The sequence below is a fragment of the Streptomyces sp. MCA2 genome (assembly GCF_023544705.1).
Classification (GTDB): Bacteria; Actinomycetota; Actinomycetes; order Streptomycetales; family Streptomycetaceae; genus Streptomyces; species Streptomyces decoyicus.
The window spans coordinates 1-25,930 of the sequence record NZ_JAMJFM010000018.1 but is presented as its reverse complement, the minus strand read 5'-3'; the positions used below and the strand labels follow the sequence as shown (position 1 = coordinate 25,930).

General features: G+C 69.3%; 25 protein-coding genes and 2 pseudogenes. 13 read left to right on the top strand and 14 right to left on the bottom strand.

The window, feature by feature from the left end:
* The first annotated feature begins 24 nt into the window (after window positions 1-24).
* Together M8I34_RS17075 and M8I34_RS17070 are read left to right on the top strand one after the other, a co-directional pair.
* A complete protein-coding gene (locus M8I34_RS17075; protein WP_250050299.1) occupies window positions 25-441 on the top strand; it encodes a hypothetical protein in 417 nt (138 codons plus the stop codon).
* A complete protein-coding gene (locus M8I34_RS17070) occupies window positions 377-2,221 on the top strand; it encodes a hypothetical protein (RefSeq protein WP_250050298.1) in 1,845 nt (614 codons plus the stop codon). The genes M8I34_RS17075 and M8I34_RS17070 overlap by 65 nt, the downstream gene beginning before the upstream one ends.
* Here the strand turns inward: M8I34_RS17070 and M8I34_RS17065 are convergent.
* Window positions 2,165-2,737 carry a TetR/AcrR family transcriptional regulator gene (locus M8I34_RS17065; protein WP_374210922.1) on the bottom strand — a complete coding sequence of 191 codons (573 nt, stop codon included), beginning with the start codon at window positions 2,735-2,737 and terminating at the stop codon, window positions 2,165-2,167. The genes M8I34_RS17070 and M8I34_RS17065 overlap by 57 nt on opposite strands.
* 63 nt (window positions 2,738-2,800) lie before the next feature.
* On the opposite strand from M8I34_RS17065, the gene M8I34_RS17060 reads away from it, so the two are divergent.
* The 4 genes from M8I34_RS17060 (at window position 2,801) to M8I34_RS17045 (ending at window position 5,935) form a co-directional block, all read left to right on the top strand.
* Window positions 2,801-3,769 carry an SDR family NAD(P)-dependent oxidoreductase gene (locus M8I34_RS17060; protein WP_250050297.1) on the top strand — a complete coding sequence of 323 codons (969 nt, stop codon included), beginning with the start codon at window positions 2,801-2,803 and terminating at the stop codon, window positions 3,767-3,769.
* 83 nt (window positions 3,770-3,852) lie between these two features.
* Entirely contained in the window at window positions 3,853-4,092 is a 240-nt protein-coding gene (locus M8I34_RS17055; RefSeq protein WP_250050296.1) for a hypothetical protein, read from the top strand.
* A gap of 678 nt (window positions 4,093-4,770) precedes the next feature.
* A complete protein-coding gene (locus M8I34_RS17050; RefSeq protein WP_250050295.1) occupies window positions 4,771-5,247 on the top strand; it encodes a GNAT family N-acetyltransferase in 477 nt (158 codons plus the stop codon).
* A gap of 241 nt (window positions 5,248-5,488) precedes the next feature.
* Entirely contained in the window at window positions 5,489-5,935 is a 447-nt protein-coding gene (locus M8I34_RS17045; RefSeq protein ID WP_250050294.1) for a hypothetical protein, read from the top strand.
* A gap of 291 nt (window positions 5,936-6,226) precedes the next feature.
* On the opposite strand, the gene M8I34_RS17040 is transcribed toward M8I34_RS17045, so the two are convergent.
* Both M8I34_RS17040 and M8I34_RS17035 read right to left on the bottom strand, forming a co-directional pair.
* Complete coding sequence (locus M8I34_RS17040) at window positions 6,227-6,907, bottom strand: response regulator transcription factor (protein ID WP_250050293.1); 681 nt, start codon at window positions 6,905-6,907, stop codon at window positions 6,227-6,229.
* Between the two features lie 82 nt (window positions 6,908-6,989).
* Complete coding sequence (locus M8I34_RS17035; protein ID WP_250050292.1) at window positions 6,990-8,231, bottom strand: sensor histidine kinase; 1,242 nt, start codon at window positions 8,229-8,231, stop codon at window positions 6,990-6,992.
* A 140-nt stretch (window positions 8,232-8,371) separates the two neighbouring features.
* On the opposite strand from M8I34_RS17035, the gene M8I34_RS17030 reads away from it, so the two are divergent.
* From M8I34_RS17030 to M8I34_RS17010, 5 genes and pseudogenes are all read left to right on the top strand, one after another.
* Window positions 8,372-9,550, top strand: a complete 1,179-nt coding sequence (locus M8I34_RS17030; RefSeq protein ID WP_250050291.1) for a serine hydrolase — start codon at window positions 8,372-8,374, stop codon at window positions 9,548-9,550.
* 69 nt (window positions 9,551-9,619) lie between these two features.
* Window positions 9,620-10,786, top strand: a complete 1,167-nt coding sequence (locus tag M8I34_RS17025; protein WP_250050290.1) for a serine hydrolase — start codon at window positions 9,620-9,622, stop codon at window positions 10,784-10,786.
* Window positions 10,787-11,026: 240 nt separating this feature from the next.
* Window positions 11,027-11,258: pseudogene (locus M8I34_RS17020) on the top strand (site-specific integrase); the annotation flags it as partial.
* Between the two features lie 164 nt (window positions 11,259-11,422).
* Window positions 11,423-12,211: an HNH endonuclease gene (locus tag M8I34_RS17015; RefSeq protein ID WP_250050289.1), complete on the top strand. Its 789-nt coding sequence runs from the start codon at window positions 11,423-11,425 to the stop codon at window positions 12,209-12,211.
* 68 nt (window positions 12,212-12,279) lie between these two features.
* Window positions 12,280-12,522, top strand: a pseudogene (locus tag M8I34_RS17010) (zinc ribbon domain-containing protein); the annotation flags it as partial.
* Between the two features lie 13 nt (window positions 12,523-12,535).
* Here the strand turns inward: M8I34_RS17010 and M8I34_RS17005 are convergent.
* From M8I34_RS17005 to M8I34_RS16970, 8 genes are all read right to left on the bottom strand, one after another.
* Window positions 12,536-13,102 (bottom strand): hypothetical protein, encoded by a 567-nt coding sequence (locus tag M8I34_RS17005; RefSeq protein ID WP_250050288.1) that lies wholly within the window; start codon window positions 13,100-13,102, stop codon window positions 12,536-12,538.
* Entirely contained in the window at window positions 13,099-14,496 is a 1,398-nt protein-coding gene (locus M8I34_RS17000) for a hypothetical protein (RefSeq protein WP_250050287.1), read from the bottom strand. The genes M8I34_RS17005 and M8I34_RS17000 overlap by 4 nt, the downstream gene beginning before the upstream one ends.
* Window positions 14,493-15,302, bottom strand: coding sequence for an ABC transporter ATP-binding protein (locus tag M8I34_RS16995; RefSeq protein WP_250050286.1), 810 nt, complete (start codon window positions 15,300-15,302; stop codon window positions 14,493-14,495). The genes M8I34_RS17000 and M8I34_RS16995 overlap by 4 nt, the downstream gene beginning before the upstream one ends.
* A 32-nt stretch (window positions 15,303-15,334) precedes the next feature.
* Window positions 15,335-16,159, bottom strand: coding sequence for a zf-HC2 domain-containing protein (locus tag M8I34_RS16990; RefSeq protein ID WP_250050285.1), 825 nt, complete (start codon window positions 16,157-16,159; stop codon window positions 15,335-15,337).
* Window positions 16,156-16,716, bottom strand: a complete 561-nt coding sequence (locus M8I34_RS16985; RefSeq protein WP_026169289.1) for an RNA polymerase sigma factor — start codon at window positions 16,714-16,716, stop codon at window positions 16,156-16,158. The genes M8I34_RS16990 and M8I34_RS16985 overlap by 4 nt, the downstream gene beginning before the upstream one ends.
* A gap of 398 nt (window positions 16,717-17,114) precedes the next feature.
* Window positions 17,115-17,423 (bottom strand): hypothetical protein, encoded by a 309-nt coding sequence (locus tag M8I34_RS16980; protein ID WP_250050284.1) that lies wholly within the window; start codon window positions 17,421-17,423, stop codon window positions 17,115-17,117.
* 155 nt (window positions 17,424-17,578) lie between these two features.
* Window positions 17,579-18,232 carry a hypothetical protein gene (locus M8I34_RS16975; RefSeq protein ID WP_250050283.1) on the bottom strand — a complete coding sequence of 218 codons (654 nt, stop codon included), beginning with the start codon at window positions 18,230-18,232 and terminating at the stop codon, window positions 17,579-17,581.
* Between the two features lie 57 nt (window positions 18,233-18,289).
* On the bottom strand, window positions 18,290-18,886 hold the full coding sequence (locus tag M8I34_RS16970) for a TetR/AcrR family transcriptional regulator (protein WP_250050282.1): 597 nt from the start codon (window positions 18,884-18,886) through the stop codon (window positions 18,290-18,292).
* Between the two features lie 94 nt (window positions 18,887-18,980).
* Between M8I34_RS16970 and M8I34_RS16965 the strand changes: the two genes are divergently transcribed.
* Window positions 18,981-20,201 carry a S9 family peptidase gene (locus tag M8I34_RS16965; protein ID WP_250050281.1) on the top strand — a complete coding sequence of 407 codons (1,221 nt, stop codon included), beginning with the start codon at window positions 18,981-18,983 and terminating at the stop codon, window positions 20,199-20,201.
* A gap of 719 nt (window positions 20,202-20,920) precedes the next feature.
* Here the strand turns inward: M8I34_RS16965 and M8I34_RS16960 are convergent.
* Window positions 20,921-21,247 carry a hypothetical protein gene (locus M8I34_RS16960; RefSeq protein WP_250050280.1) on the bottom strand — a complete coding sequence of 109 codons (327 nt, stop codon included), beginning with the start codon at window positions 21,245-21,247 and terminating at the stop codon, window positions 20,921-20,923.
* A gap of 358 nt (window positions 21,248-21,605) precedes the next feature.
* Here M8I34_RS16960 and M8I34_RS16955 point away from each other — a divergent pair, with 358 nt between their 5' ends.
* A complete protein-coding gene (locus tag M8I34_RS16955; RefSeq protein WP_250050279.1) occupies window positions 21,606-21,893 on the top strand; it encodes a GNAT family N-acetyltransferase in 288 nt (95 codons plus the stop codon).
* 331 nt (window positions 21,894-22,224) lie between these two features.
* Here the strand turns inward: M8I34_RS16955 and M8I34_RS16950 are convergent, their stop codons facing one another.
* Both M8I34_RS16950 and M8I34_RS16945 read right to left on the bottom strand, forming a co-directional pair.
* Window positions 22,225-23,481 (bottom strand): protein-glutamine gamma-glutamyltransferase, encoded by a 1,257-nt coding sequence (locus M8I34_RS16950; protein ID WP_284050428.1) that lies wholly within the window; start codon window positions 23,479-23,481, stop codon window positions 22,225-22,227.
* 1,343 nt (window positions 23,482-24,824) lie between these two features.
* A complete protein-coding gene (locus tag M8I34_RS16945) occupies window positions 24,825-25,379 on the bottom strand; it encodes a hypothetical protein (protein ID WP_250050277.1) in 555 nt (184 codons plus the stop codon).
* Window positions 25,380-25,930 lie beyond the last annotated feature (551 nt).

Sequence of the window (25,930 nt, the reverse complement as noted above, 5' to 3'; positions counted from 1 at the left end):
AGTGCCGCCAGTTGGGGGTGGTCAATGTCCGCCCAGAAGGAGACGCAGCGCCTGACCGAACAGGCTGAACAGACCGTCGGTACTTGGAAGTCCATGGCGCGGCTGAGGGCCTACCTGGATCAGCTCGTGGAGCGTGGTGCCCCCGTACCCACCCGATGGCACAAGGGGGAGCACCAGATCAGCATGACCTACATGGCCGTGCTGGTCGGCTACTCCCCGAAGCAGATCAACAGCCATCTGCGGACCGAGCTACGGGAAGGCTTTCGCGACTACGCCCAGCGCCACCCCGGCCCCTGCCCGCTCTCCGCCGATCACGGGGCGGATCGCCGGACAGCCGTGGACCCAATCGATCGACTTCACCGAGCTCCCACAGCTCATGCGGCACCTGAGCGTCGCCTGCTTCATCGTCCTGGCGTACCTGACCGGCATGCGGCCCGGTGAGGTGATGGGCCTGGAGAGCGGCTGTTGCCCCGAACCGTCGTCGCCTGGACGGCACCTGATCTACGGCCGAGTGTTCAAGGGGATCCACGACCAGGACGGCAATCACTACTCCGCCGGGCAGGTGCGGGAGGTCCCCTGGGGCGCCATTCCACCGGTGGTTACCGCGATCCGCGTGCTGGAACGCATCGCCCCGGACGGGCTCCTCTTCGACGGCGCTGTCCACGCAATCCCGCGCGGTCGCATCTCCACAGGCCGGGTCGTCGGCTTCGAGGCAATGCGCAACCGGATCGAGGACTTCATCGCATGGGCCTCCAGCCTCGCGGTGGCCCTGGACCGTCCCCATGAAGTCATCCCAGACGATCCCTTCGGGGCCCTCGGCGTGGCGCGCTTCCGCCGGTCGCTGGCCTGGCACATCGCGCGCAGACCGGGCGGGCTGGTGGCCCTTGCCATCCAGTACGGGCACATGCGCACCGCAATGAGCGCCGGCTACGCCGCTCGCGGCCGCGGCGGCATCCACGAGTTGCTCGACATCGAAACCGCCCGGGCTACCGCCGACACTCTCACCACCCTCCACGACGATCTCGCCACCGGAAGCGGGATCTCAGGGCCAGCCGCCCGGCGAGCGATCCACGCTGCCGCCCAGGCCCCCACCTTCGCCGGATCCATCCGCACGCACCGCCAGGCCCCCACCTTCGCCGGATCCATCCGCACGCACCGCCAGGCCCGGGACCTCCTGGGCAACCCGGCCCTGGCCGTCTACGACAACCCCCCACTCGTTCCTGATGTGCGTCTACAACCGCGACCGCGCCTTGTGCCAACGCCTCGATATCACCGACGCCCCGAGCCTCGACCGCTGCCAGCCGTCGTGTGCGAACATCGCACGCACCGACCGCCACGCCGACGAACTCGCGCATCACGCACAGACGTTGGAGCAGCAGGCCGCCGCGGAGGCTGTGCCCGGCCCGCTCGCCGACCGGCTCACCCGGCGTGCAGACCATCTCCGTGGCCTGGCCGACCGCCACAACAACGATCGCATCCACTCCCAGGAGCCGACCGCACGAGCCCCGTCGCAGACGAGCGCGACCGCATCCATGCCGCGATGGACCGAATCCTGCGCGGCACACCCGAACGCTCCAACGGCGCCCTGACGATCGTCGCCCTCGCCGTCGAAGCCGGTGTCCCGCGCAACGCACTCACCCAGCGGCACACAGACTTGAAGAACGAGTTCTATGAAAGGGTCCGCGCCCGCGGCGGCACCTCGGACAGCGAACAGCGCCTACGCAAGCAGGTCCGCCGACTCAAGGAACTACGGACTGCCGACGCGGAGGAGATCGCCCACCTCAAGGCCGACGTCGAAGCCCTCGTCGGCGCCCTGCACCAAGCAACAGCCGAGAACCAACTCCTACATCAGCAGCTGGCAGACCGTACGGCCGCACTCCGCCCGCTGCCTTCTCAGCGTCAACCGCAGACCCCCGTCCAGAGAGCAGGCAACCCGAAGCCGAATTCGAGCGGTGAGGAACAGCCTCTGCCCGGGAGCTCCACTCACTGCGGCCACGCCAGACGCCTGGCGGGGCCGATGATCGTGCGGTCACGCAACCAAGGACCGCACACACCGAACGACTGCTTCCACGAGGCCTTGCGTGCGCTGACAAGCTCGGCCTCGACGGGCGGCCGGCCCGTCGCCGTCCGAGACCGCCGGTCCTACGGGAGACCGGGAGCGCTGTTAGCGCACCAGGAGATCGATAGCGACCTTCAGCCGGTCGAGGTAGAACTCCCGTGATGCGGTTTGATGCTTGAGGCCGATCGATGCGCTGATCATCGTCTGTGCGACCAAGGGGGCCGCGCCTTGTCCTGACTCGACGGCGATTGCGTCTGTGATCAATTGCTCGAAACGTCGCGGTGTGGTTTCGACGATCTCTCCGAGGAGGTCGGGGTTGTCCTCGATGACCGCCGCGACGTCACGCGTCAGCGGGCCGATGTAGCGGCCTGCCCACTGGTCGAACGCTTCAACGAGGCGCTCTGGAAAGGGGCGTTCGGTCTCGGCCAGGACGTGTTCGACCGCTGTGATGTCCCGCTCCAGGGCCCGGGTGACCGCGGCACGGAACAGAGTCTCCTTCGAGGAGAAGAGAAAGTAGAGGCCGGGCCGGGAGATGTCCGCCGCCCGCGCCACTTCCTCCATCGAGGTCTTCCGGTAACCGAATCGCGCGAACGTGACCATCGCGGAGTCCAGAACCAGGGTCCGGCGATCGGTATCGGCGACTGTCGACGGCGGATGGCCGATATCGGGACTGCTCATGGAACGAGCATACGAGCGAAAACCGAACTATACAAATCAAGTCTAGTACGTATAGTCGGTGCCATGACTCACGTACTCATCTCCACGCCCTTCACTGCCTCCAGCACCGCGGACGAGGTGCTGCGAGGCGTCGATCTCACCGGCGTCCGCGCGATCGTGACGGGAGCTTCTTCCGGACTCGGGATCGAGACAGCTCGTGTGTTGGCCGCTGCCGGGGCGGAAGTGACGCTCGCTGTCCGGAACACGACTGCGGGTGACGCCGTCGCTGAGACGATCGAGAAGTCGACCGAAGGGATCCGTCCCCGAGTCGTCCGGCTCGACCTTGCCGATAGGAGCTCCGTCACACGATTCGTCGACGCGTGGCGCGGCCCGCTTCACCTGCTGATCAACAACGCTGGCGTGGTCACCGGTGGCCTCGAACGGACACATGAAGGCTGGGAACTGCAATTCGCGACAAACCATCTTGGCCACTTCGCCCTGGCCAGCGGCCTTCATGACGCCCTGGCTCTGGGAGCGGCCGACCGCGATGGAGCACGGATCGTCTCGGTCAGTTCGACGGCGCACATGCGTTCCGGCATCAACTTCGACGACCTCCACTTCGAGCGTCGCAGCTACGACCCGCAGATTGCCTACGCCCAGTCGAAGACGGCGAACTCTCTCTTCGCCGTCGAGGCGACCCGTCTCTGGGCGTCCGACGGCATCGTCGCCAATGCGGTGAACCCCGGCGGTATCGCGACAGGACTGCAGCGGAACTTCACAACAGAACAGAAGGAGTCGCTCGCCGCGGCCGAGGCCGCCGGAGTCTTCACCTATAAGACGGTCGAGCAGGGGGCCGCCACCAGCATCGTCGCGGCCGTCGCCCCCGAGTTCGCTCACTCCGGAGGCCACTACCTCGACGATGCACAAGAGGCCTACACCGTGCCGGACGACGCCGACCTCGCGCAGCACCCGCACGGTGTCAAGGAATGGGCGCTCGATCCCGCCACCGCCAAGCGCCTCTGGACGGTCTCGACCGACCTACTCCGCGCCTGATCTCTCGACGTCGCGCAGATTCTCGCCGTTGCCGAGCTCGATAGATCAGAGGCTCCGGTCAGCCGTTGCTCAACACGCTGGACTTGACAGAGAAGCTGCGTTTCACGTTCTCGCTGGAGCGGCTGCAGTCCGCTGCCGCCCTGCGTCTGCTGCGGATACACCAGCGCATCGTGGCCGGCGGCGCCTTCGAGGTCCGCACGAGCGCGGGGGTGATCGGGGGCGGCGAGCTGCCAACAGCGTCCGAGGCAGCACACCAGGAGGTGACGGAGCTCCGCCGCTACGTCGAGGACTTGGACGTCGTCCAGCGGCACTGCGAGCAGTAGTTCCCCGTCCCCGACGAGCTGCCCCCGACCGGCCGGATCGCTCTGCGCATGGCGCGCCTGCTCCTGGATGGGCACTGCGTGATCTCCCCGTTCCTGCCCCGCCCACGCTTCACGCTGACCGAGGAGGACTCCCCCTTTCTGCGGGCCCTGCTCGGTGGGGAGCAGCAGTCCGTGCGGGGCAGGGCGAGGAGTTCGCCATCACGCTCGCCGGGCGGCGCTTGAATCTGGAGCCTGTGCTCTTCTTCCATCCCCGTGTCGCCGCCGAGAAGGAAGACGGCCGACGGGTTCTGACCGCCCTCGATGCCGGGCGCGGTGACGGGTACGAGGTCACGGTGCGGCCCGCCGACGAGGAACGCTTCCGGCTCCTGCTGCAGAACACCGCGACCGGCGCCGAACGGGTCCCCGTACCGCTGAGCCTGCCCCGCACCCCGCTGACTCGACGCACAGCACACGGGCACCTACAGCCACAGCACTGCGCGTCATCCGGTGAGCACACCCGTGGGAGCCCCCGAGGCGACAGAAATGCGCCATCGTCCTCACCTCCAATGGCGTGATCTCCGCGTTAGCCTTCAGCAATTACGGCCTTCCGCCCTACTGGTAACCGTGCTCCCTGCTGGCTGCACACCCCCTTGGTGACGGCGTGGATGCAGGGCCTCCCCCCAACCCGAGAGGACGCTCGTGGGACGACTTAAGCCCGGCAAGCCCCGACGCCGCCGCCCCGACGAACTGCCCGCCACCATCCAGATCAGAGAGGCCCGCCCCGGAGAAGGCAAGGCATTCACCGATCTCGCCGCGCTCGCCATGGAAGGACACGGCGCCTTCGACGACTGCGAGGCCATGAGCGAAACCATCGACGAAGGCAGCCCGTTCACCAGCCGATTCGGAACCGGCCGGCTCCTATTCCTGGTAGCCGAGTACACGCCTACCGGGCGCATCGTCGGCATCTCGTCCAGCATCCCGCCTCTGTCCGTCCTTGGCGGCATGGAGCGCAACGGGACAGCCCCCGCCATCCTGGGCGCTACTGCTATGGCTTACGTCAAGCTCCGCGCCTTGGCCGTCGCAGACGACTGCCGCCGCCAGGGCATCGCCTCTGCTCTCTTGGCCAAGGCCCTGGCCGTCCACCGTGATCTCCGCGCGTTCTTGGCGTACGGGTAGTTCACCGCCGGTGACGCCGCCCTGGCCCAGTTCTACCGGCGCCACGGGTTCACCATCCACGCCCCGGGCGAGCCGGTCATCCTCCCTGGTAGCTCCAGACACCGCGACGTCGGTGCCTCGCCGCTCCCCGGCGAGCAGATGTTCTCGCGCCCGATCTAGCCCGAACGCTCTGCGGCGTACGGACCATGCTGCGTGGTTGGGCCGGAGTAACAACGCCCTCAACGGGCACGGAGGTGGAGCGTTGATCAGCCGAAAGATTCAGGATATGGCCCAGTGGACGGACTGGGTGCCGTTGATCAGTGCCGATCCGCCGCCATCACCGGGTGTCTACCTGGCCAGGCAGGGCGGGGACGGGCCTGTGGTGTACGTGGGGGTGGGCGCGGGGGCGCGCAAGGGCGGAGGGCTGCGCGGTCGGTTGCGGCGCTACACCAGCGGCAAAGCGCTGGCCTCCGGGCTGGGCGAAGGGCTCTTCGACCGGGCGTTGGCCGATCGGGACTGGCTGCGCGAGCGGCTCGCGGAGGTGGAAAGCGGTCGGCCGATGCGGGCTTCCGAGTGGGGCAAGGCCGCACTGACCTGGGCTGATCTGCACGTTTGCTGGGCTCTTACCGAAAGCCGCGAGGAGGCCCTGACCTTGGAGAGCAGGGTGCTGGCGGTTCAGGACGTGGACTGGTGGAACCGGGCGCACTGATCCGCTCACACGCGTCGCCACCATCGGCGGCATCGCTTGGTCGGCTCCGGATCGGTGGGCAGTGCGGCGGCGGGGGGCGGGGCTGTCCGCTCTGGCTCCAGCCCCACCCGGCGGCAGCAGCCCACTCGGCCTCAACCGAGACGGAACACGACGACCACTAGAACGGAAGTTTCCCGTCGGGGCCTTCGTTCAGCCCGGTGAGGCCGGGCGGAGGATACGAGTAGCTGTGGCGTTACGTCGCGGCCGGTACTGAGCAGCCTGCGGGCGACCGCACAGAGGGGCGGAAGCCGGTCAGCCGGCGAAGCCCGGGACCACCAAGCCGGACTCGTACGCGATCACCACCGCATGGGTCCGGTTCTGCGCGCCGAGCTTGGTCAGCACGTTTCCGACGTGGGTCTTGACCGTCTCCAGGCTCACCGTGAGGGACTCCGCGATCTCCGGATTGGAGAGCCCGGTGGCCATCAGGCGCAGCACCTCCTCCTCCCGGCCGGTCAGGGCGGCGTGCGGCAGGGCCTCGGCGGAGCCCCGCGGGCGGGCGGCGACCATGCGGCCCAGTGCGGCTGGGAAGAGGACCGCTTCGCCCGCCGCCACCACCCGGACCGCCTCGGCGATCTGACGGACCGGGAGGCGCTTGAGGACGAAGCCGCTGGCGCCCGCGCTGAGGGCGGCGGTGACGTAGCCGTCGTTCTCGAAGGTGGTGATCACCACGACCTTCGGCGGGTCGGCCGCTTCGGCCAGCAGTTGGCGGGTGGCCTCGATCCCGTTGCGACGCGGCATCCGTACGTCCATCAGGACCACGTCCGGCCGCAGGCTCCGCGCCCGTTCGACCGCCTCGACGCCGTCGGCGGCCTCGCCGACCACCGTGAGGCCCGGCTGTGCGGCGAGCAGCATGCGCAGGCCGCTGCGGGTCACCTCCTCGTCGTCCGCGATCAGGAGGGTGACGGCGGGGCTGGTGACGGGGGGAAGGGGCATGCCTTCGCCCGCGTCGGATCCACTCACGCCGGCACCCGTACCGGCAGCCGGAGGGCCATGCCTTCGCCCGCGTCGGATCCACTCACGCCGACGCCCGCGCCGGCAGCCGGACGGCCAGCCGCCAATGCTGCGTCCCGTCCGGGCCGGCCTGGAACTCACCGTGCAGCAGCCGGACGCGCTCGGCCAGTCCGGGCAGACCGTGGCCGGAGGTCGGGAAGGCCCCCGGGCCCGTGCCCGTCCGTACCCCGGTCCGGTTGACCACCATGAGATCCAGTCCGCCCGGCCCGGCCGCCACCCGGGCCACGATCGGGCCGCCCGCCCCGTGGCGCAGCGCGTTCGTCAGCCCCTCCTGGAGGATCCGGTACGCCGCCCGGGAGAGCGTCCCCTGCACCTGCGCCAGGTCGCCCGACAGCTCCGGTTCCACCACCGCGCCCGCGTGCCGCAGGCGGTCCAGCAGCTCGGGGAGGTCGGCCAGGGTCCGGGTCGGCGCCGTCCCCGACTGTTCCTCGCGCAGCACTCCGAGTACGTAGTCCAGGTCCTCCAGCGCGGCCCGCGTCGACTCCTCGATGCTGCGCATGGCGGCCCGCGCCGTCGCCGGGTCGGCGGAGAGCGCCTCGCCCGCCACCGCCGCCTGGATGGTGGCCGCCGTCAGCGTGTGCCCGATCGAATCGTGCAACTCGTGGGCAATCCGGTTGCGTTCGGCCAGCAGCTGTTCCCGCTCGGCGGCCAGCGCGAGCCGTTCGGCCGCCGACGGCCCCAGCAGCCGTGGCGCCGCCCACCGCAGGGCCTTCGTCACCAGTACGCAGATGGCTGCCGCCAGCAGGATGCACACGGCCGCCACCACCCAGCTCCACCCGCCCGACACCCGGACCGACGCGCCGAACAGACTCGCCCGCGCCTCGGCGCCGAGCCAGTTCCCCGGCAGGGAGAGGCCCATGATGAACAGCACCCCGCTCGCCAGCGCCCCCGTCCAACCGACGGCCACGTGCAGCACCAGCCAGAGCGGGGTCCGCCAGCGGTCGAGGCCGAGTGAACCGGAGGGCCGGCGACCCGCCACCGGATTCGGCAGCGGCACCCGCAGCAGCCGGCGGGCCGACACGACCAGCGCCCGTCGTACGGGGCGCGCCAGGCCGACCACGCCGACCAATACCGCCCAGACCAGCAGGACCAGGACGATCTGCACGCTCTCGGAAGCGGATCGCCACGACAGCGCCGGCAACAGGGCGAAAGGCAGCAACGGAAGGCTCGCCAGCGCGCCGCAATAGGCGAACAGCACACCCGCATACGTGGAGCCGCGCAGCAGCGGCCGAATTCCCCTGATCATGGACGCCAGTATCGCCGGGCAGCCCCCCGGCAGCCTCCCCCGATCGGGGGAGCGATTTCTCCCGCCTTCCCGCGATGCGGTCAGCGGGCCCTGGAAACCAGGATCGTGCCTCGACCCAACGATTCCCCAGGAGTTGACTCATGCGTGCTCAGACCCGGCAGGGCCTTCGTTCCTCGACCCGGCAGCAGGGCGGCAGACGGCGACGAGCCGTGTCGGCCGCAGCCGCGGTGGCCATCGGCGTCATGACGCTGGGCGCCCTCGCCCCGCCCGCCGCCTCCGCTGCTGCCGCCGCCAGGCCGGACGCCGTCCAGCAGGCCCTGAACACGCTGGTGCGCGACGACGGGATGCCCGCCGCGCTGGCGAGCGTCCAGGACCGGAAGGGCCGCATCCGCAGCTACACCGCAGGAGTGGGCGACCTGACCACCGGCTCGAAGGTGCCCAGGGACGGCCAGGTACGGATCGGCAGCAACACCAAGGCGTTCACTGCGGTCGTGGTCCTGCAACTGGTCGGCGAAGGGAAGATCGGCCTCGACGCCACCGTCGACACCTACCTGCCCGGCCTCGTCCGCGGAAAGGGGATCGACGGGCGCCGCATCACCGTCCGCCAGCTCCTCCAGCACACCAGCGGACTCCCCGAGTACGGCATCCACGTCGACGACGACGAGATCAGGAACCGGTACTTCGAGCCCCGCGAGCTGCTCGACATCGCCCTCCGGTACAAGGCCGACGCGGCTCCGGGGACGACGTGGGGGTACAGCAACACCAACTACGTCCTGGCCGGCCTGATCGTCCAGAAGGTCACCGGCCGCCCCCTCGCCGAGGAGATGGACCGGCGCATCATCAAGCGCATCGGGCTGCGCCACACCTACTTCCCCGCCCCCGGCGAGATGACCATCCGAGAGCCGCACCCCCACGGTTACCACCGCAACCCGGCGAACACACCGCTGCGCGACTTCACGGAGATGGACCCCTCCGCAGGCTGGGCCGCAGGCCAGTTGATCTCCACCAACTCCGACCTCAACCGCTTCTTCACCGCGCTCCTCGCCGGCCGCCTCCTCCCGGCGGCCCAGCTCGCCGAGATGCGCACGACCGTCCCCGCCGGGACCTCCGGCCTCCGCTACGGGCTGGGGCTCATGAGCAGGCCGCTGTCGTGCGGCGGCGTCTACTGGGGCCACGGCGGCGACATCGCGGGGTACGAGACCCGGGGCGGTGCCACCGACGACGGCCGCGCCGCCAACGTCGCGGTCACCAACATTCCGACGGACGAGGCAGCCACGCAGCACGTGAAGGACGCCGTGGACAGGGCCCTGTGCGGCTGAATCACGCACCCGGCAACCCGGCAACCCGGCAACCGAACAACGGTCCCACGATTCCTCAGGAGTTGACTCATGCGTGGACAGACACGGCAAGGGCTTCGCTCGCCGGGCCGCCAGCAGGGCACGCGGCGACGGGCCCTGCCCGCCGCGGTCGCGGTGACCATCGGCGTCATGACACTGGGCGCCCTCGCCCCGCCCGCCGCCTCCGCCGCCAGGCCGGACGCCGTCCAGCAGAGCCTGAACGCGCTGGTGCGCGACGACGGGATGCCCGCCGCGCCGGCGAGCGTCCAGGACCGGAACGGCCGCATCCGCACCTACACCGCAGGAGTGGGCGACCTGACCACCGGCTCGAAGGTGCCCAGGGACGGCCAAGTACGGATCGGCAGCAACACCAAGACCTTCGTCGCGGTCGTCGTCCTCCAACTCGTCGCGGAGCGGAGGGTGGACCTGGACACCTCCGTCGACACCTACCTGCCCGGCCTCGTCCGCGGAAAGGGGATCGACGGGCGCCGCATCACCGTCCGCCAGCTCCTCCAGCACACCAGCGGACTCCCCAACTACAGCAACCACCTCGGGGACGACGTCCGGTACTACACCCCCCGCGAACTGCTCGCCACAGCCCTCCAGCACCCGGCCGACTTCGCCCCCGGGACGAGTTGGAAGTACACCAACACCAACTACGTGCTCGCCGGCCTGATCATCCAGAAGGTCACCGGCCGCCCCCTCGCCGAGGAGATCGACCGGCGCGTCGTCCGACGCGCCGGGCTGCGCCACACCTACTTCCCCGCCCCCGGTGACGCGAGCATTCGGGAGCCCCACCCCCACGGCTACTACCGGGAATCGGCGGAGGTGCCGCTGCGCGACATCACAGAGATCGACCCCTCCTGGGGCTGGGCGGCAGGCCAGATGGTCTCCACCGGCTCCGACCTCAACCGTTTCTTCAGCGCACTCCTGGCCGGCCGCCTCCTGCCCTCGGCCCAGCTCGCCCAGATGCGCTTCACCGTCCCCGCCGAAGCGACCTTCGGCCCCGGCGCCCGCTACGGACTTGGACTCGTCAGCAGGCCGCTGCCGTGCGGCGGCCTCTCCTGGGGCCACGGCGGCAGCTTCCCGGGGTACGAGACCCGGGGCGGCGCCACCGACGACGGCCGCGCCGCCAACGTCGCGGTCACCATGCAGCTCACCGACGAGGCGGGCCGGAGGAATCTCGAACGCGCCGTGGACACCGCCCTGTGCCGCTGAACCTCGCCGAGGGCGTTCCGTGAAGCAAAACGACCGATGGGCCCGACATGGGGTCGGGCCCATCGGTCTCATGTGTGCGCACAGCCGCCACACCGTCACCGCCCACGACGTCGGCCCGGCCGATCTGGAGAGCCGCCTGGTCGCCCACCTCGTGGGGGAACTCCTTGATCGCTGGAGCCTGGATCACCTGATCAGCGATGGCCTACCGGACCTCGGTCGTCGCCCGCCACCTGGACGGCCCGACTGCACGACGTCCGGCACAAGGCCGCAACGGTGCTCATGGTGCTGGGCGTCCCGGACCGGGTGATCGACCAGATCATGGGTTGGGAACCGGGCGGGGCCACACGGATGCGGCGCGGTATCTCCATGTCCCGACCACCTGTTGAAGGAAGTGGCCCGGAAGATCGGCGCGACGATCTGGGGAACCCCGGAAACAGCTCTTGTGGACAAAGGCCAGGACAACGAGGGCTGAGACAACGTCGAAGGGCCCCACCGTTCGCGGTGGGGCCCTTCGACGTTGGGGGTTGCAGTTTGGGTTGCAGTTGCCGCGATCAGGCCGCGACGGCTCCGTGCGCGCACAAGAAGCCGGTCTGGTTCTTCTGCGCCCACCTGAGCTCTTCTGGCAAGGTGCCACGCATGGGGGTCTCTGAGAAGACGCGCAAGATCGTGTGGGCTGAAGCCGGCGGGAGATGTGCAATCTGCCGTGGCGAGGTGATCACCCCAGGGACGGACTGTGATGATCCGTCCGTGTTCGGCGAAGAGGCACACATCGTGGCTCGTTCCAAAGGCGGTCCGCGGGCGGGGGACCTGGACGACGCCTCCAAGCACAGCCATACGAATCTGCTGCTGCTGTGCAGTAGGCACCACAAGCAGATCGATGATCAACCAGCCCACTTCACGGTTGAGCGACTCAGGGAGATCAAGGAGCGGCATGCCGCTTGGGTCCGGCGCTCACTGGACGACGGCGCCTCAGGCGGCGTGAAGCTCGTTCCCGACCCGGCTTTCCCTCAGCCCCGGGCGTTGGCACTGATCACCCGGGGAAACCCTCTATGGAACATGATCAAGGCGAGTATGGCGTTCGAGTACGCCCTGCCAGACGATCTTCCTGACGACGAAGAGTCCTTGATCGTGGAGTTCCTGGACCTGCTCCGGGAATACCTGGACATCGCCCCAGAGCTTCACAGTGTGCGCGACAACCGGGACGCGGAGAAGACACTTGAGGGCTACGTCCACGAGCTCGCCGAACGGGACTTCCTCGTGGGCGCCTACGTGCGTCACCTGCTCTACGTCGATGGTCGTGGCGATCCCCTGGCATGGCCCATGCTCCGGGTCGAGGTTCTGCCCACGTCAGTCGCCGTCATCACGGACCAGGCTGGTCGGCCCTACACCACCGAGCAAGGCGAAGAGCAGCTCGCCGAAGAGTAGGACTTCGGGTGGGCGTGCACAGCCAGCTCGAAGGGGTCGGCCCGAACCCAGATGCGTTCGGGCCCGTCCCCAAGCCCCTGGATGTCCGCGAGTGGACGTGCGGCGAATGCGGCATCGTGCACGACCGCGACCACAACGCAGCACGTAACGTCCTCTCCGAAGGACGCCGAATCGTCGCCGCCGGACGGGTGGAGACGCTAAACGCCTCGTGGAGCGCCGGTAAGACCAGGACGAAAGTCCCGGCACAGCGCGGTGAAGCAGGAAGCCCCCGGAAGGGTCAGGCGACCCAGGCCGGAATCCCTGGACTTTAGGCCGGGGAGCACGTCAACGTCTTGGTCCTGCGATGGCGTACACCACGGTGCCGATCGCGAACAGGGCCCACGCGGTCCCGGTGGACGCCGTCGTGGCAGGGGAACAGATCATCCACATGACCACGTCTCCCGCGGTGCCGCCCGGAGGCGGTCCGAAGAGGGTGAACGCGAGCCAGCCGGTCGGCAGGGTCCATGCGAACTGTGCCCCGCACAGCGCCGCCCCGAGCGCGGCCAGGCCGACCAGGCCCGCGCTGTCCCGGACGACGACCTCGGCGGGGGCGAGCTTCACTCCCGCCGCCTGGACCGTCAGCAGCGCCGCACCGGCGCACGATCCGGCCAGCAGCACGTGCGCCGCCCGGCGGGGCATCCACCGGATCGCGGCCGTCCTCTCCAGCACGACGTCCCACCCACCGAGCCCGACGGAAGCGGCCGCCACGTTCGCGGTGAGGAGCAGGACCGCCATCGCCTGATCCACCGGTCCTGGGCCGTGGAGGGCCCACACCGCCAGCGCGACGAGCGCGACCGCGGCGGCCGAGGCGGGCACCTGCCGTGAACGGGCGTGCAGGATCAGCCACCTCATCGCGTCGCCTTCCCCGCCAGCACCGCAAGCTGGTGGTCCGCCGCGCAGGAGAGGCCGGCGGTGTGCAGTTCGGCGATCCGCGAGCGCTGCTCGGCCGGTGACAGCGCCGTCAGCCTCTGCCAGGCGACGTCGGCGTCCGGCCAGATCGTGCGCAAGTACGCGTCGCCGCCCCTCTCCGCCAGCGGTTGGAGCCGGGAATCGTGCAGGGCCCAGCTCACGGCGACGCTCTGGACAGGGACGTTGCCTTGCCCTCCGCCCTCCCGGTCGTTGTTCCCGTAGCAGCTGGGTGCCAGACCCTGGGCGATCAGCGCGCGGGTCAGTTTCTCACCTGTCGCATCGGCGAGCAGCCGGTCGTCGAAGTCGACCAGCACCACGTCACCGGACGGTTCGCGTTTGTCGGCGATCGCGCGCAGCCTGGTGTCCTCCCGCACCGCGTTCGGCGCCTTGTCGCCCAGGACCTCGTGCAGCACGCGCAGCGCCTCCTTGCCGCGCCGTGCGAGCTCGGGCAGGCGTGAGCGGTTTGCCTGCGTCACGCACACCGGTCCGTCGCAGACCAGGGCGGCGGCGGCCTTGTCGACGACGTAGGTGTCGCGTGCAGCGGCCGGGAGGACCAGCAGGGCCAGGGCCGCACCGGCCAGGACGGGGGTCACCGCGAGCAGCCGGGCCCGGCGGGTCACGGCCGACAGCAGTGCGAAGCCGGTGGCGAGCAGGCCGAGCAGCCAGAGCGTCTGACCGAGGTGCACGGAGCCGGACAGGGTCAGCAGCATCTCCCGCGGCTCCGCGGTCACCGGGAGCAGCTGGGCGAGCCGGTTCGGCGCGATGCTCGACGGCAGTGTCTCGTCACTGTTCTGCTGTAGAAGGGCCGTCAGCATGAGGAAGAACAAGACCAGGCCCGGCGGGGTGAGCACGGAGGGCAGGGCTCGTGCGACGCCCATGCCGAACACGGCCCCCGCGACGAGGGCCAGCGCCGCCACGAGTGAGATCGGCAGCCAATCGAGCGGCGTGTAGGTGGTCCGGCCGAGGGCCACCTGGACCCCGCCCACGAGGACCAGGAAGCCGAAGCCCGACGCCAGCGCGAGCGCCATCGCACCGGCCGGCAGCGCCGCACGGCGCCAGGCCGGCCGCGGCACGGTCGTCAGCAGTTCGGCCATCCGCGAGCGGGGTTCGCGCAGCCCGTACACCGCTCCCGTGCCCACCGCGAGCGGCCACAAAAAGGTCAGCAGGGACCGGGTCCACAGGGCCATGGAGGTCCACTGGGCCGTCCACCCCGCGGTGCCCCTCCACCAGAGCCCGTCGTACAGACAGAAGATCGCCAGGCTGCCGCCCAGGACGACGATGCCGGGCCACGGGGCGACGGAGCGCTTCAGCTCGATGCGCAGAACACGTCCGGTCACCAGGCGCCTCCCCGCTGCCCGGAGTTGCGGAGCAGCGCCGAGTAGCCGCGCTCCAGGGGGCTGTCGCCCGGGAAATCGGTGCTGCCCGCCGCGGCCAGGTCCTCCGGCGTGCCCTGGAAGACGAGGCGGCCGTCGGCGAAGAGCACCACGTCGGAGCAGGCGGCCGCGACGTCCTCGACCAGGTGGGTGGAGACGACCACACAGGTGTCGCGGCCCAGTTCCTGGAGCAGCTCGCGAAAGCGCAGTCGCTGCGCCGGGTCCAGGCCGGCCGTCGGCTCGTCCAGCAGCAGCACCGCGGGGTCGTTGACGATGGCCTGGGCGATGCCGGCCCGCCGCACCATGCCGCCGGACAGGGTCTTCATCCGATGGTCGGCGCGGTCCGCCAGGCCCACCCGTTCCACGGCCCGTTGGACGGCCGCGGGGACGTCCGCCTTCGGGACCTCCTTCAACCAGGCCATGTACTCGACGAACTCGCGCACCGTGAAGCGCTTGTAGTAGCCGAAGTCCTGCGGTAGGTAGCCGATCCGGCGACGCAGGGCCCGGTGGTCGACCATCCTGCCCAGGGAGGTGCCGAGCAGCTCCAGGTCGCCCTCGGTGGGGCGCAGCACGGTGGCCAGCGCCCGGATCAGGGTGGTCTTCCCCGCGCCGTTGGGCCCCAGGAGGCCGTGGGTGCCGATGCCCAGGGAGAGGTCGAGCCCGTCGACGGCCATCTTCTTCCGTCCGACGCGTACTCTCAGGCCACTGGCCCGGATCTGCCAGGCGTAGGTTTTCGGCGCGGTGTCGGCTGCGCTCGTGGTGGGCGTCATGCAGTAGTCCCTTGCGAAGGTTGACGATGGTTTCACAGCGTTGAGTACGCGTTTCTGCGGGCGATCACGGCGCCAGTGCCGAGCGCCAAGAACAGCCCCCACGCGGGCAGTTGGTCCGGCTGTAGGGCACGCTCCAGGTCCACGGGGCCGTGGTCGGTGGCCCACGCGAGTACCACGACGACGCCCCAGGCGCCCACCAGCCCGGTGGCGGCGCGGGTCACGCCGACCACGCTGCCCAGCGCCAGGGCGGTGGAGGTGAAGGCCAGGGAGGGCAGCAGCCACTGCGCGGCCGACATCGTTCCGGTCAGCCATCCCTCCACCACGAGCGCGGGCAGGACCACCACGAGAACCGCCGCGGTGCGCCGGAGGAGCAGGGGCAGGCCGGCTCGGGCGGTCGAGGCCGTCAGTTCGTGCGCCGGGTCCAGGCCGCGCGACCACGATGCGGCGACACCACACAGCGGCAGCACGGGTGCGATCGCCAACACGGGAGAGACACCGCCGAGGAACATGGGCCGCGCCACTGCGTCCAGCAGCAGCGCCATCAGGGTGACGAGGACGGTCATGACCAACCACGGGGCCATGACCGGCGTCAGCCAGGCAGCGACCCACCTCGGGCGGTGTCGCCGCGAGGGCGCCCTGACGGCCGCGTCCAACTGCGGTTCCAGACCGGCCCGGACGGTGTCGACGAGCGCGGCGATGCCGGGCGCCTCGGTGGCCACACAGGCCGCCAGGTGGCTCCGGCACAACGCGCAGGTCTCCAGATGGGCCTCCAACGCCCATACCGTGTCCGCGGCCATCATCGCGTCACCACGTGCGTAGTCGTCGATCAACTGCCTCGACGCGTGTTCCCCGCTCATGTCAGCGCCTCCCGCATCGCGATCCGGGCCCGGCGGGCGCGGGTCTTGACCGTGCCTTCGGGCAGTCTGAGCAGGACGGCGGTCTCCCGGATGGAGAGCCCGTCGAGCACCGTGGCCCGTAGCACTTCTCGGAGTTCCGGCGCCAGCCGCCGCAGGGCGTCGCCGACGTCGCCGCCGACGGTCCCGGCGAGTGCCTCTTCCTCCGCCGCGGGCACCACCGCCCGCTCGGCGGCGGCGACCGGCGGTTCGGCGTGGTGGGCACGGCGCCGGAACGCGTCGACGAGGCGACGCGCCGCGATCGTCCACAGCCACCCGACGGCCGTCCCGCCGACCGCGCTCCCGGCGAACGCGCCGGCCGCGCGCCACACCGCCAGATAGGTCTCCTGCATGACCTCGGCGACGATCTGCTCGTCCGCGCAGCGGCGGCGCAACCGCACCGCCAGCCACGGCGAGGTGCGCCGGTACAACTCGTCGAACGCCCCGCGGTCACCTCTGGCCACCAGCCGGACAAGGCGTTCCTCGTCCAGTTCGTCCAGTGCTCTCCTGCGTGATCTCACACCAGCCAGACGCCCGGTGCGGCGCGCAGGTTCTGGATCTACTGTGAACTGAGTCACAGATCTCGCGGGCCAAGGGGTACGACCTGGTTCGTCGCGGGGAGTTCCGTGCCGTGTGCTGCGTATCGGCCGTAGTGCACGTGTCGTCACCGCGTTCCTGCTCCGCGTGCTCGAAAGCGGAGAGCCGGAGTACAGCTGTGCCCATATCGGACAGCGGCGTCGTCGTGACCCGCCACGCACGAACCCCCGCCGGAGCAAGCGACACTGTTGGCGGATCTGGCCTGCTGTGTTCCACTCCTCGCCCGCCGAGTTCTACTCGGCGGGCCGGAGGGCTGCCAGGTGAAACGTGCGAGTGCGGGCTCGTGGGACGTCTGTCCACCAGGCTGTGAGGCGGTGGGAGTTCATCGCGGTGGCTGCGAATTGGTGTTGCAGCCGGGCCATGGCCAGGCCGTGATAGCGGCGTCGCCGCAGGCCGAAAGCCCGGCCCCTGGGAAAATGGTGCCTTCGGCGCCGCCCCGGAACTCGCCCAACCCAGCGGTCACCGCGGCGCCGGCTGCCTCCGGGTCGACGTCAGCGCGGCCCTCGGCCGTGGCCAGGAAGATCTGTACGGCCTCTCCGTGCTTCTCGTCAGGCGCACCCAGAGCCGCCACGTTGCACACACCTGACAGCGTGAGCAGACGGTGCGTCTTGCGCCGCAGCAACGCTGCCATCCGCGAGACCGTGGCCACAGTTCTGGCCTGACCGGCCCGTGGCCGGATCAGCGACGGTGTCGTCGGCCATGCAAGAAGCACCGCAGACCGGGCCCACAGGGCACCGGCGCGGTGCGGATTTCAATGGAGGGCCATTCCATGGCGGCGATGGCACGTCAGCCCTTGATGGAGAAGAAGATCGTGTCCTGGGTGTACCAGTCGAGGTTCTTCGTGGCGAACTCCCACTCGGCGTGCTCGAATTCCAGCTTCTCGATGAGGTGTTGGGTGTCGTAGGTGAACCCGCCGCCCATCTGGCCCAGGGCCGTGCGGTAGGCGTCGGCGGCGGGCTTGGCCTTGGCCAGCGGCCACATGCCGATGTGCGGGCCCTCCACGGGATACGGGATGTAGAAGGGGATCTCGTCGGGCGGCCCGGCGGACAGGTGGGCTTGGGGCAGGAGGTCGGCGCTCACCCCCAGGCGGCGAAGTTCGTCGTCCAGCAGGCTGAAGAAGGTGCTGGGCTTGGAGTAGACGCCCAGGTCGGATGGGTCAGAGCCGTTGCGGTCGATGATGAGCTGGAAGGCGCTGTAGTAGGCGGCAGCCGCGTATTCAGCGTCTGAGCTGGCGTGGCCGGCTATGAGGTGGTCGAGCGCGTCCGGGATGGACAGGCCCCAGTCGAGGCCCTCGTGGTCGAGGTCACGTTGCCGGGCCTGGGCGAGCTCGCGCATGACGCCGAGGTTGCGCTGCTGGTCAGATGTCAGGTTCCCGGCGGCCCCGAGAAATGCCACGACATCGGCTTTTCCTGCGGTGTTGAACGTGACGATTCGGCTCATGATCGCCATGTGAGACGGCAGGTCACACCGGAGGTCCCGGTAGCACTCAAGGAGAACTCACCCCCCTCCGGCGGCGGTGTGCAGGCACAGCAGGCGGTCGACCAGTTCGTCGGTGTAGGCGGGAGTGAGCGGGCCCGTGCCGAACAGGATGCGGATGTACATCGGGGACAGGATGAGATCGAGCACCTGGAGGACGTCCGGCGGGTGTTCGCCTCGATCCCGGGCCCGGTCGAGCATGGCCTGTAGCTGGCGGGTGCGTTCGGCGAGAAACGCGTCGCGGGCCTCCAGGCCCGGCTGCCCGGAGTTGGACAGGGAGATGGCCAGGCGCAGTATCGCCATCCCGTCCGGCCCGGCGACGTCGCGGGCGGCGGTGGCCGCGTAGGTGCGCAGATCGCCCTCCAGGCTGCCGGTGTCGGGGGTGGGGGAGGTCGTGGTGAGCCGGGTGATGGCCACGTCCGCGAGGAGGGCTTCCAGGTTTCCCCAACGGCGGTAGATGCTCGTGTCGGCCACGCCCGCGCGGGCGGCGACGTCGCCGACGTTGAAGTTCCCGTATCCGCGGTCGCCGGCCAGGTCGGTGACCGCCTGATGCACTGCCGCGCGGACGCGAGCCGCCCGGCCACCGGGCCGGCGGGCCGGCTCTCGTTGCCTCTCCATGATCCCCACTTTAACGCAGTCGAGACTTGCGTTTGCTGTTTCCGCGACCCTACAGTCCCACTAAACGCAGCCAACAACTGCTTTAGGAGTGTCGATGGAGCCCCTGTTCTTCCCGCACAACCCTTCGTTCTGGTTCGAGACACTGCGGTCCTTCGGGCACATCGCCTACGGCGGCGCCGACTTCGGGGAGGTCGTGGTGACCACTCAGCGGATCACCGCCGGCGACTACGACAGCTGGCACGATGAGTGGCTCGCCACCGCCGACCGGGTGGCCGACGAGGGACGTACAGCCCTGGCCGGCGGGCACCGCGTCAGCGCCCGGGACGCCTTCCTGCGGGCGTCGAACTACTACCGAAGCGCCGAGTTCTTCCTGCACGGCGACGCCACGGACCCGCGCATCCTGCACGCATACGACGCGTCGGTGAGGTGCTTCCGCCAGGCCGCCGCGCTGTTCACCCCGGTCATCGAGCCGGTGGAGATCCCCTACGAGGACACCGTGCTGCCGGGGTACCTGTACCGCGCCGACGACTCGGGCGCCGCCCGGCCGACCGTGGTCATGTTCAACGGGTTCGACGGCACGGCCGAGGAAATGCACTTCGGCGGCGCCGCCGCGGCAGTCGAGCGCGGCTACAACGTCCTGTCCTTCGACGGCCCCGGCCAGCCGGGCACCCGCCACCACCACGGTCTGGTGTTCCGTCCCGACTGGGAGAACGCAGTCGGCCCCGTCCTCGACTACGCCCTCACCCGCCCCGAAGTCGACCCCGCCCGGGTCGCCCTGCTGGGCAACAGCATGGGCGGCCTGCTCGCACCACGCGCCGCGGCCTTCGAGCACCGCCTCGCCGCCGTCATCGCCCTCGACGGCGTCTACGACCTGGGCGACATGGCCACCGGCTTCCTGTCCCTCGACCGCGCCGAGGCCGAACGGCGGCTGCGCGCCGACCGCGACCCCGAGCTCGACGCCGCCGTGGAGGCGGCCATGGCCGCCAGCCCCAAGATTCGCTGGCTCGTCGACCAGGGCATGTACGTCATGGGGGCCGACACCCCACGCGGGCTCTTCGCCACCTTCCTCGACTATCACCTGCGCGACGGCATCGCCCAGAAGATCACCTGCCCCACCCTGGTCTGCTCGGCCACGGACGACGTGTTCTTCGAGGGCCAGCCCGAACTGCTCCACGAGCACCTGACCTGCCCCAAGACGCTGCTGGAGTTCACCTCCGCACTGGGCGCGGACGCGCACTGCCAGGCGGGCGCCCAACGCCTGGCCTTCGCCCGCGTGTACGACTGGCTGGACGACGTCATGACCGAAAGCGCCTGAGAACCTGACTCGACTGCCCTGTACAGGGCAGTCGAGAGCGGTGGCTTGTGTGCCATCGCTGTTCCAGCCGTATTCGGCTGCCCTCCGCTCAGCTCACCTTGCCGCTGCCGGCCCGTGGCGTACCCCCACGGGCCGGTACGTCGCGCCCGCCTCCAAGCGCGGTCGCGCTCCCAAGCCACAGGCTGGACGGCCTCGCCAGCGACCAGCCCTGCGGGTGCGGGGAGCAGTGAGCGGCCATTGGCGCGGTTCCGTGTCGTTCGGGACCATCCCCGCGGACACGGGGAGCGAAAGGAGGAGGCCCTGTCGCTCACTCCCCCGCCGGACTCATCCCCGCGCGCAAGCGGCGCGAAGTCCCTCAAGGAGACGGTGCCGGAGTGGGGCTCATCCCCGCGGGCACAGGGAGCAGCCCTGGAGAGCGGCCACCTGCCCGCCCCTCCGGGGGCCCTGACCGATGCTCGCTCCACTCCACAGCCCATTAGTCGGATCGAACGCGTCCGGAGTTCCCGTCGGCGGGGAACGTCCGAGAACCCCGATAGCCACAGTTCAGATCGGCCTTCTCCCCCGTGGTGAACCGGAACATCGCCTGCGGAACCCAGCGCATGCCCGTACCTCCCCTCCTCTTCCGCCACCCCTGCGGCACTGCGGCCTCCACCGTGGGGCGCGGCTCCGAAACCCGGCCTCGATTCGCTGCCATCACTGTGATGACTGTCATGGCGGGGCTACTGCACGCTTTCGAACGGGTAGACGAGACTCTGCGCATCCCGGATGCCGGAGACCAGCACATTGCCGCTCAGTCGGTAGGGCAGGTGCTTCAGCGGCTCCAGGACGATCCGTACGGTGACCGGCGCCGTTCCCGCCTCCGGGCCGGAGACGACAACGAGGAAGAAGTCGTCGCTCGCGACCGCCCGCCGGAACTCCGCGGGCGTGAGGTGGATCGTGTCCGGCTCGGCACCGCCGTACGTCTTGAGTTCGTAGAACCGGGCCGGCTCGTCCACCGCGTCCGCGCCCAGGCCGTCCACGACGAGACGGAGTGTGCTGGGATCCACCAGCCGGCGCAACGTGACGGTTGGCTGCCCGGCCGGTTGGGAGGGGCTCCGGCCGGGCGCGATCTCGGGCGGTACAGCCCCCTGGCCGCCGGTCGTCCGCGAGTCTCCCGCAGCCGGGCGGCTTCCGCTTCCGTTCGCCCGGCCGCCTCGGCCCGCGTCGTCCTGCATCCCCCTGAGTCGGCGTTCACGTTCGGCTGCGGCGGCTTCCCGATCACGGCTCACCCGGTCCTCCGCAAGGTTGAGGCTCACGGCGACACGGCCCTGCTCCGCCCTCGGCGGGGTACGCACTGGCGGGCGATCTGGTCATCACATCCTCCCGGCACCGTCCTACCCTTGGGGGCTGGCAGGCCGCGTGCACGTGGTCGCCACCCGTCCGGATGCCCGGCGGCCCGGTTACGCCAGGGCCGTTGTCCGCGCTCTACTCGACGAGCTCCGCACCGAGCACGTCACCCTGTTCGAACTCCACGCCAGCCAGGAAGCGGCGCCCCTGTATCGCGAGTTCGGCTTCGCCGGCAGTTCAGCGCTCATGCGGATGGCGTATCTGGAGGAGCCGGGCCCTGGCGAGCTGGAGGGCATCGGGTGCAGGTACGGGGCTGGTCCTGGCTGGGTGCCGCCCGAACAGTACGCTGAGAACAAGCCCAGTTGATCACTGTCCAGCACTGTCACAGCGTTTCAAGCCCAACGTCCCTGCTCCGGTAGGAAACTGACGTCGTCGGCAAACGTCAACCCCTATCGAGCAGGGCCGCCTCGTGATCAGGTGCAGCGAGTCGAAACCTCCGTGAGGAGGCCTCCAGGAACAGTGGCCGTCCTTATCCGGGCAAGTCTGCTCGGGTGTGTCCGTTGCGCAGAGGTTGGCGGCGAAAGGCCTGGCTTTCTGGGCGAAAGCCAGCAGAGGCTGTAGCACATCCGGGACGACCGCCGGTGTGTGGCGGGCTGGGGTAGGAGGGCCGGATGCCCCGTCCCTCCTACCCGCTCTGTTACGGCCAGCCCTGCTTCACCTCGGCGGGAGCGGTGTTCCAGCTCTTCGGTATGAAAGTGATGACGTAGGTTCCGCGGTCGAAGTCCGCGTACCCGGCAGACCAGTTCCGGAACTTGCTCTCGTACACGTTCATGGGGCCCATGCCGCCATTGGGCGCATGATAATGATTAGCGTGGGTCCATACGGTTTTGTCGGCATCTGCTTCTGCCTGAGCCCCGAACCAGCCGTAGTCAAAATTGACCCAGCTTTCGCCAGGTTTGGCGGGACTGCGCGGAATATTCCGGTCCCTCGACATGTCTACCAGACCTGTGCCCGGGTTGGGACGGAAGGCATCCGGGTCGCCGTACTGCCTCTTGTCAGAGGAGCCTCGCTGGTCCTGCCCGCTCCAGAAGTGCTTCGAGTAGACCACCGCCTTCATCTTGGATGGGTCGTAGTTACCTCCATCCCTTTCCTTGAAGGACGGCGTATTCCTCAGCGCCGAGTAAAAGCTCGAGCGGCTGTCCTCGTAGAGCAGAGCGTCGTTCTTGTTCGCGAGCTCTGTCTTGAGGTGTTCGATGTAAGTCCCCTCGTCGTGCGCGTTATCCAGGGCCGTGTTCATCACGGACGCCACCTCACGAGCCCGCTTGAAACCCTTCCCCTCGTCGAAACTGTCCTTGGCTATGCGCCCCTCAAACTCCGCCTGCGTCTCGTTGGGTCGTGGTCTGCTGTTTTCCAGATCGTTCTTGTACTTGTTCTCATCGAAGAACGCGAAAGCCAATTTGTTCGTCGGGTAGGGGCCCGTATTGACCCAGGTGACGCCGACGCAGCCGTAGGACAGCTCTTCTCGCTGCTCTTCGGTCATTTGCTGTTGATTGCCGCCGCGGTGACTGTAGACCTGCTGCCACTTGCGTATGTAGTTGTTGACGACCGTAGTGGCCCTGCCTCCATAGGCCCGGTACGCGTCAGGCATCCGGTTGAGCGGCTCGGCGGGAGGGGTCACCCTGTCGTCGACAGCGTCGGGGGCCCGGAAGAGCGCACTGGCGCTCGGCGCCAATTCCGTCGGAGCATTGCCAGGTTGACCCGCAGCCAGAGCCCTTTTGTTCAGTGCGTTGATGTTCTTGACGTCCTCCGCCGTCAGGCCGTGCGTTTCGGCGTAGGACCCCTCCCATTCCCCGTCGCCGCCGCTGGCGGCATGACTGACCGACGGCATGACTCCGGCGGTGCAAATAACCGCACCCACAGCAGCGAAGGCGAGCAAACTCCGACGTTTGTACATGAAAATCAGTAACTCCCTTGTTGTGGAATCTCGTGAAACGGGGCATGCGAGCGAACGACGCAATGAGGGGTTTGCAGTAAGCAGCCGCTCTGGACCTCGGCCGCGCTGTCCTGGGTCGCTGTGCCGGCGCCCGGATGGAACGCCGCCACGATGCGGAAGAGATGCGGCAAGGGCGGGAGACGAGGGTGGCGGTGCGGACGTCGCCGGTCATGACCTGGTGGCCGGCGGGCCGCCCGGGACGGGCGGCACCGGTGCCTCACTAAATCAGCGTCGCCGCCGAGGCCACGACGCGGGCCTGGTCCGGGGACCGGACCCGCCGTAGCGGACCTCGACGCGCGGGTGGGAGCACATGAAGTCGGTGTCGGCCAGGCGAACCTGGCCGGGACGACCGACAGCGGCGGTCACCGAGGCGACGGGGGCCGGGGCGGCCGCCTGGGCCCCCTGGGCGAGGGGCAGGGCGGGGGCCACGGTCACGGCGACGGCGACGGCGACGGGGACGGGGACGGGGACGGCAGGGAGAACGCGGAAAGCGGTTGGGCGTATCACGTATCGACTCCTGGACGAGTGATCAGGCAGATACGAGCAGTGATCATGTCTCCGCGCCAACTTCCCGGCAACGTCGCGGTCTTAATATCGGCCAATCTGTCACGTAGGCCGTATCTGGCCATGCCTCCGAACCGCCCGCGGGGACGCGATGCGGCAGCGTTCCCCTGCCAGACCATCGCCCACCTGAAGAACTGGAAGACCGTCGCCACCCGCCGCCGACCACCCCCTCGTCCTTTTGAGGGCATCCGTCGCGCACTGCTTCGAGCTCGGCCCGGTCAGGGAAAACGGTGGGGTGCGGTCCTTCCAGCCCTCGCCTGATGCACTGCGCTGCCAGCCTGCGAGCCGTCAACAGACGAGCCTCACCTGGCCCGTGCACATACTGCGCTGCCCCCACGCCCCCAACCCGACCAACACGAGCAGTACGCCGCCCCGCGCCCGGGGACCGTGCTCAAAGCCCCTGGCACAGCGGCAACGGGGCCTTGCGGGCGCTTGCGGGCGCTTGCGGTGCGAACGTCGGCGAGGCTGTCAGATACCAGGGTCGACCGTGACCGGAATGTGCGCCTCGCACCCCGCCTTCGAGGTGGAGAAGAGCCGCGGTGCCATCCAGGCATGTGTCTCTCGGCGTCCCGTGGTGACGGCCGGAATTCCAAGGGCTTCGCCGTTGTCCTCGGCCCCTGCAATTCCCCCGGCCGCTGCCACCAGGGCGCTGGAGCACTGATCGGGCAGTACCGCTGGGGTAGTGCGGCCGCAGCACTACCCGATCACGCGTCGCGGAACGCCTGGGCGCGGACGAGGGGTTATGGCTCGATGGTGAGAGGCTTCTCGGCGCGCAGATCGCTGACGAAGCCGTTCTTGACGACGCGGATCCAGTAGGCGTGCGTACGAACCGCAGGGGGGATGTCGGAGTCACGCTCCAGCTTGCGGTCAATCGAGGTGGCGCGGACCTGTACGTCGCGTTGGAACGTGTAGGGATGCCACAGTCCGATCTCGCTGCTGTAGAAGGGCTTGCGCTCCATCAAGAGGACCTGGTCCGGATGGTCCGCCGCCGGTTTCCAGCTGACACGGACGGCGTCCGCGTCGAGGCGGTCGATAGACGTCATCGCCGGTGCCTTGGGAATCGCCGAGGCGGCAGCGGGCTTGAGGGCGTCGCTGTGGATCGTCCGCGGTACGGACGGATCATAGTGCTCCGGGTTCTCCAGCTTTCCTGTGACGCGGAGCACGGTGGGGCGCTGGCCCTGCTCGCCCGCGCACGCATCGACTTGGGTGACCTTGTGCCAGTCATCGGAGACTCTCACATCGTCCTCCGCGTGGATCTTCAGCTCGCGCGTGCCGCCGCCGACGGTCCCGCTCACGGAGTAGGCGTAGCGGGAGTCGTGAGAGCGGACTACCTGGTAGCTGCACCGGTCGACTGCCGCGGCACGCGCGGTGATCGCCGACCATAACGACGGCGCGTCGCCGGCAGGCCGGACAGGGGGCGATGAGGCGGCCGCGGCAACGCTTGCGCCCGAGGCGAGGGCCCCGAGACTCAGGGCGCACGTGGCGATTGCGGCAGTTATACGAGAGGGCATGCATCCTCCAGTGACAGCCAAGCGGAGCCGCCTGGCAGTTGGCGTGCCGGGCCAACCCCAGCCGCCCGTAGGTCCCGGGCACGGAACGTCTCCGATGCGGAACACCTCGGAGGTGCCTTGGACCCCGATCGGGATCACCGATCAGGGCTGGACGATACTGGCCATCAACTGTCAAAGCCAAGCAAACGAGAAGTAAAGCAGAGGTTTTCGCGTCAACTCACTTCACCTGACGCCCCACTCAGCCCACGGTGACGCTCTCGCATGCGGCGCACACCCCCAGAAGCCGGGCGGTTACCAGCGTGGTCAACCCCCTCAGAGCCACCGGCAACCTTCCC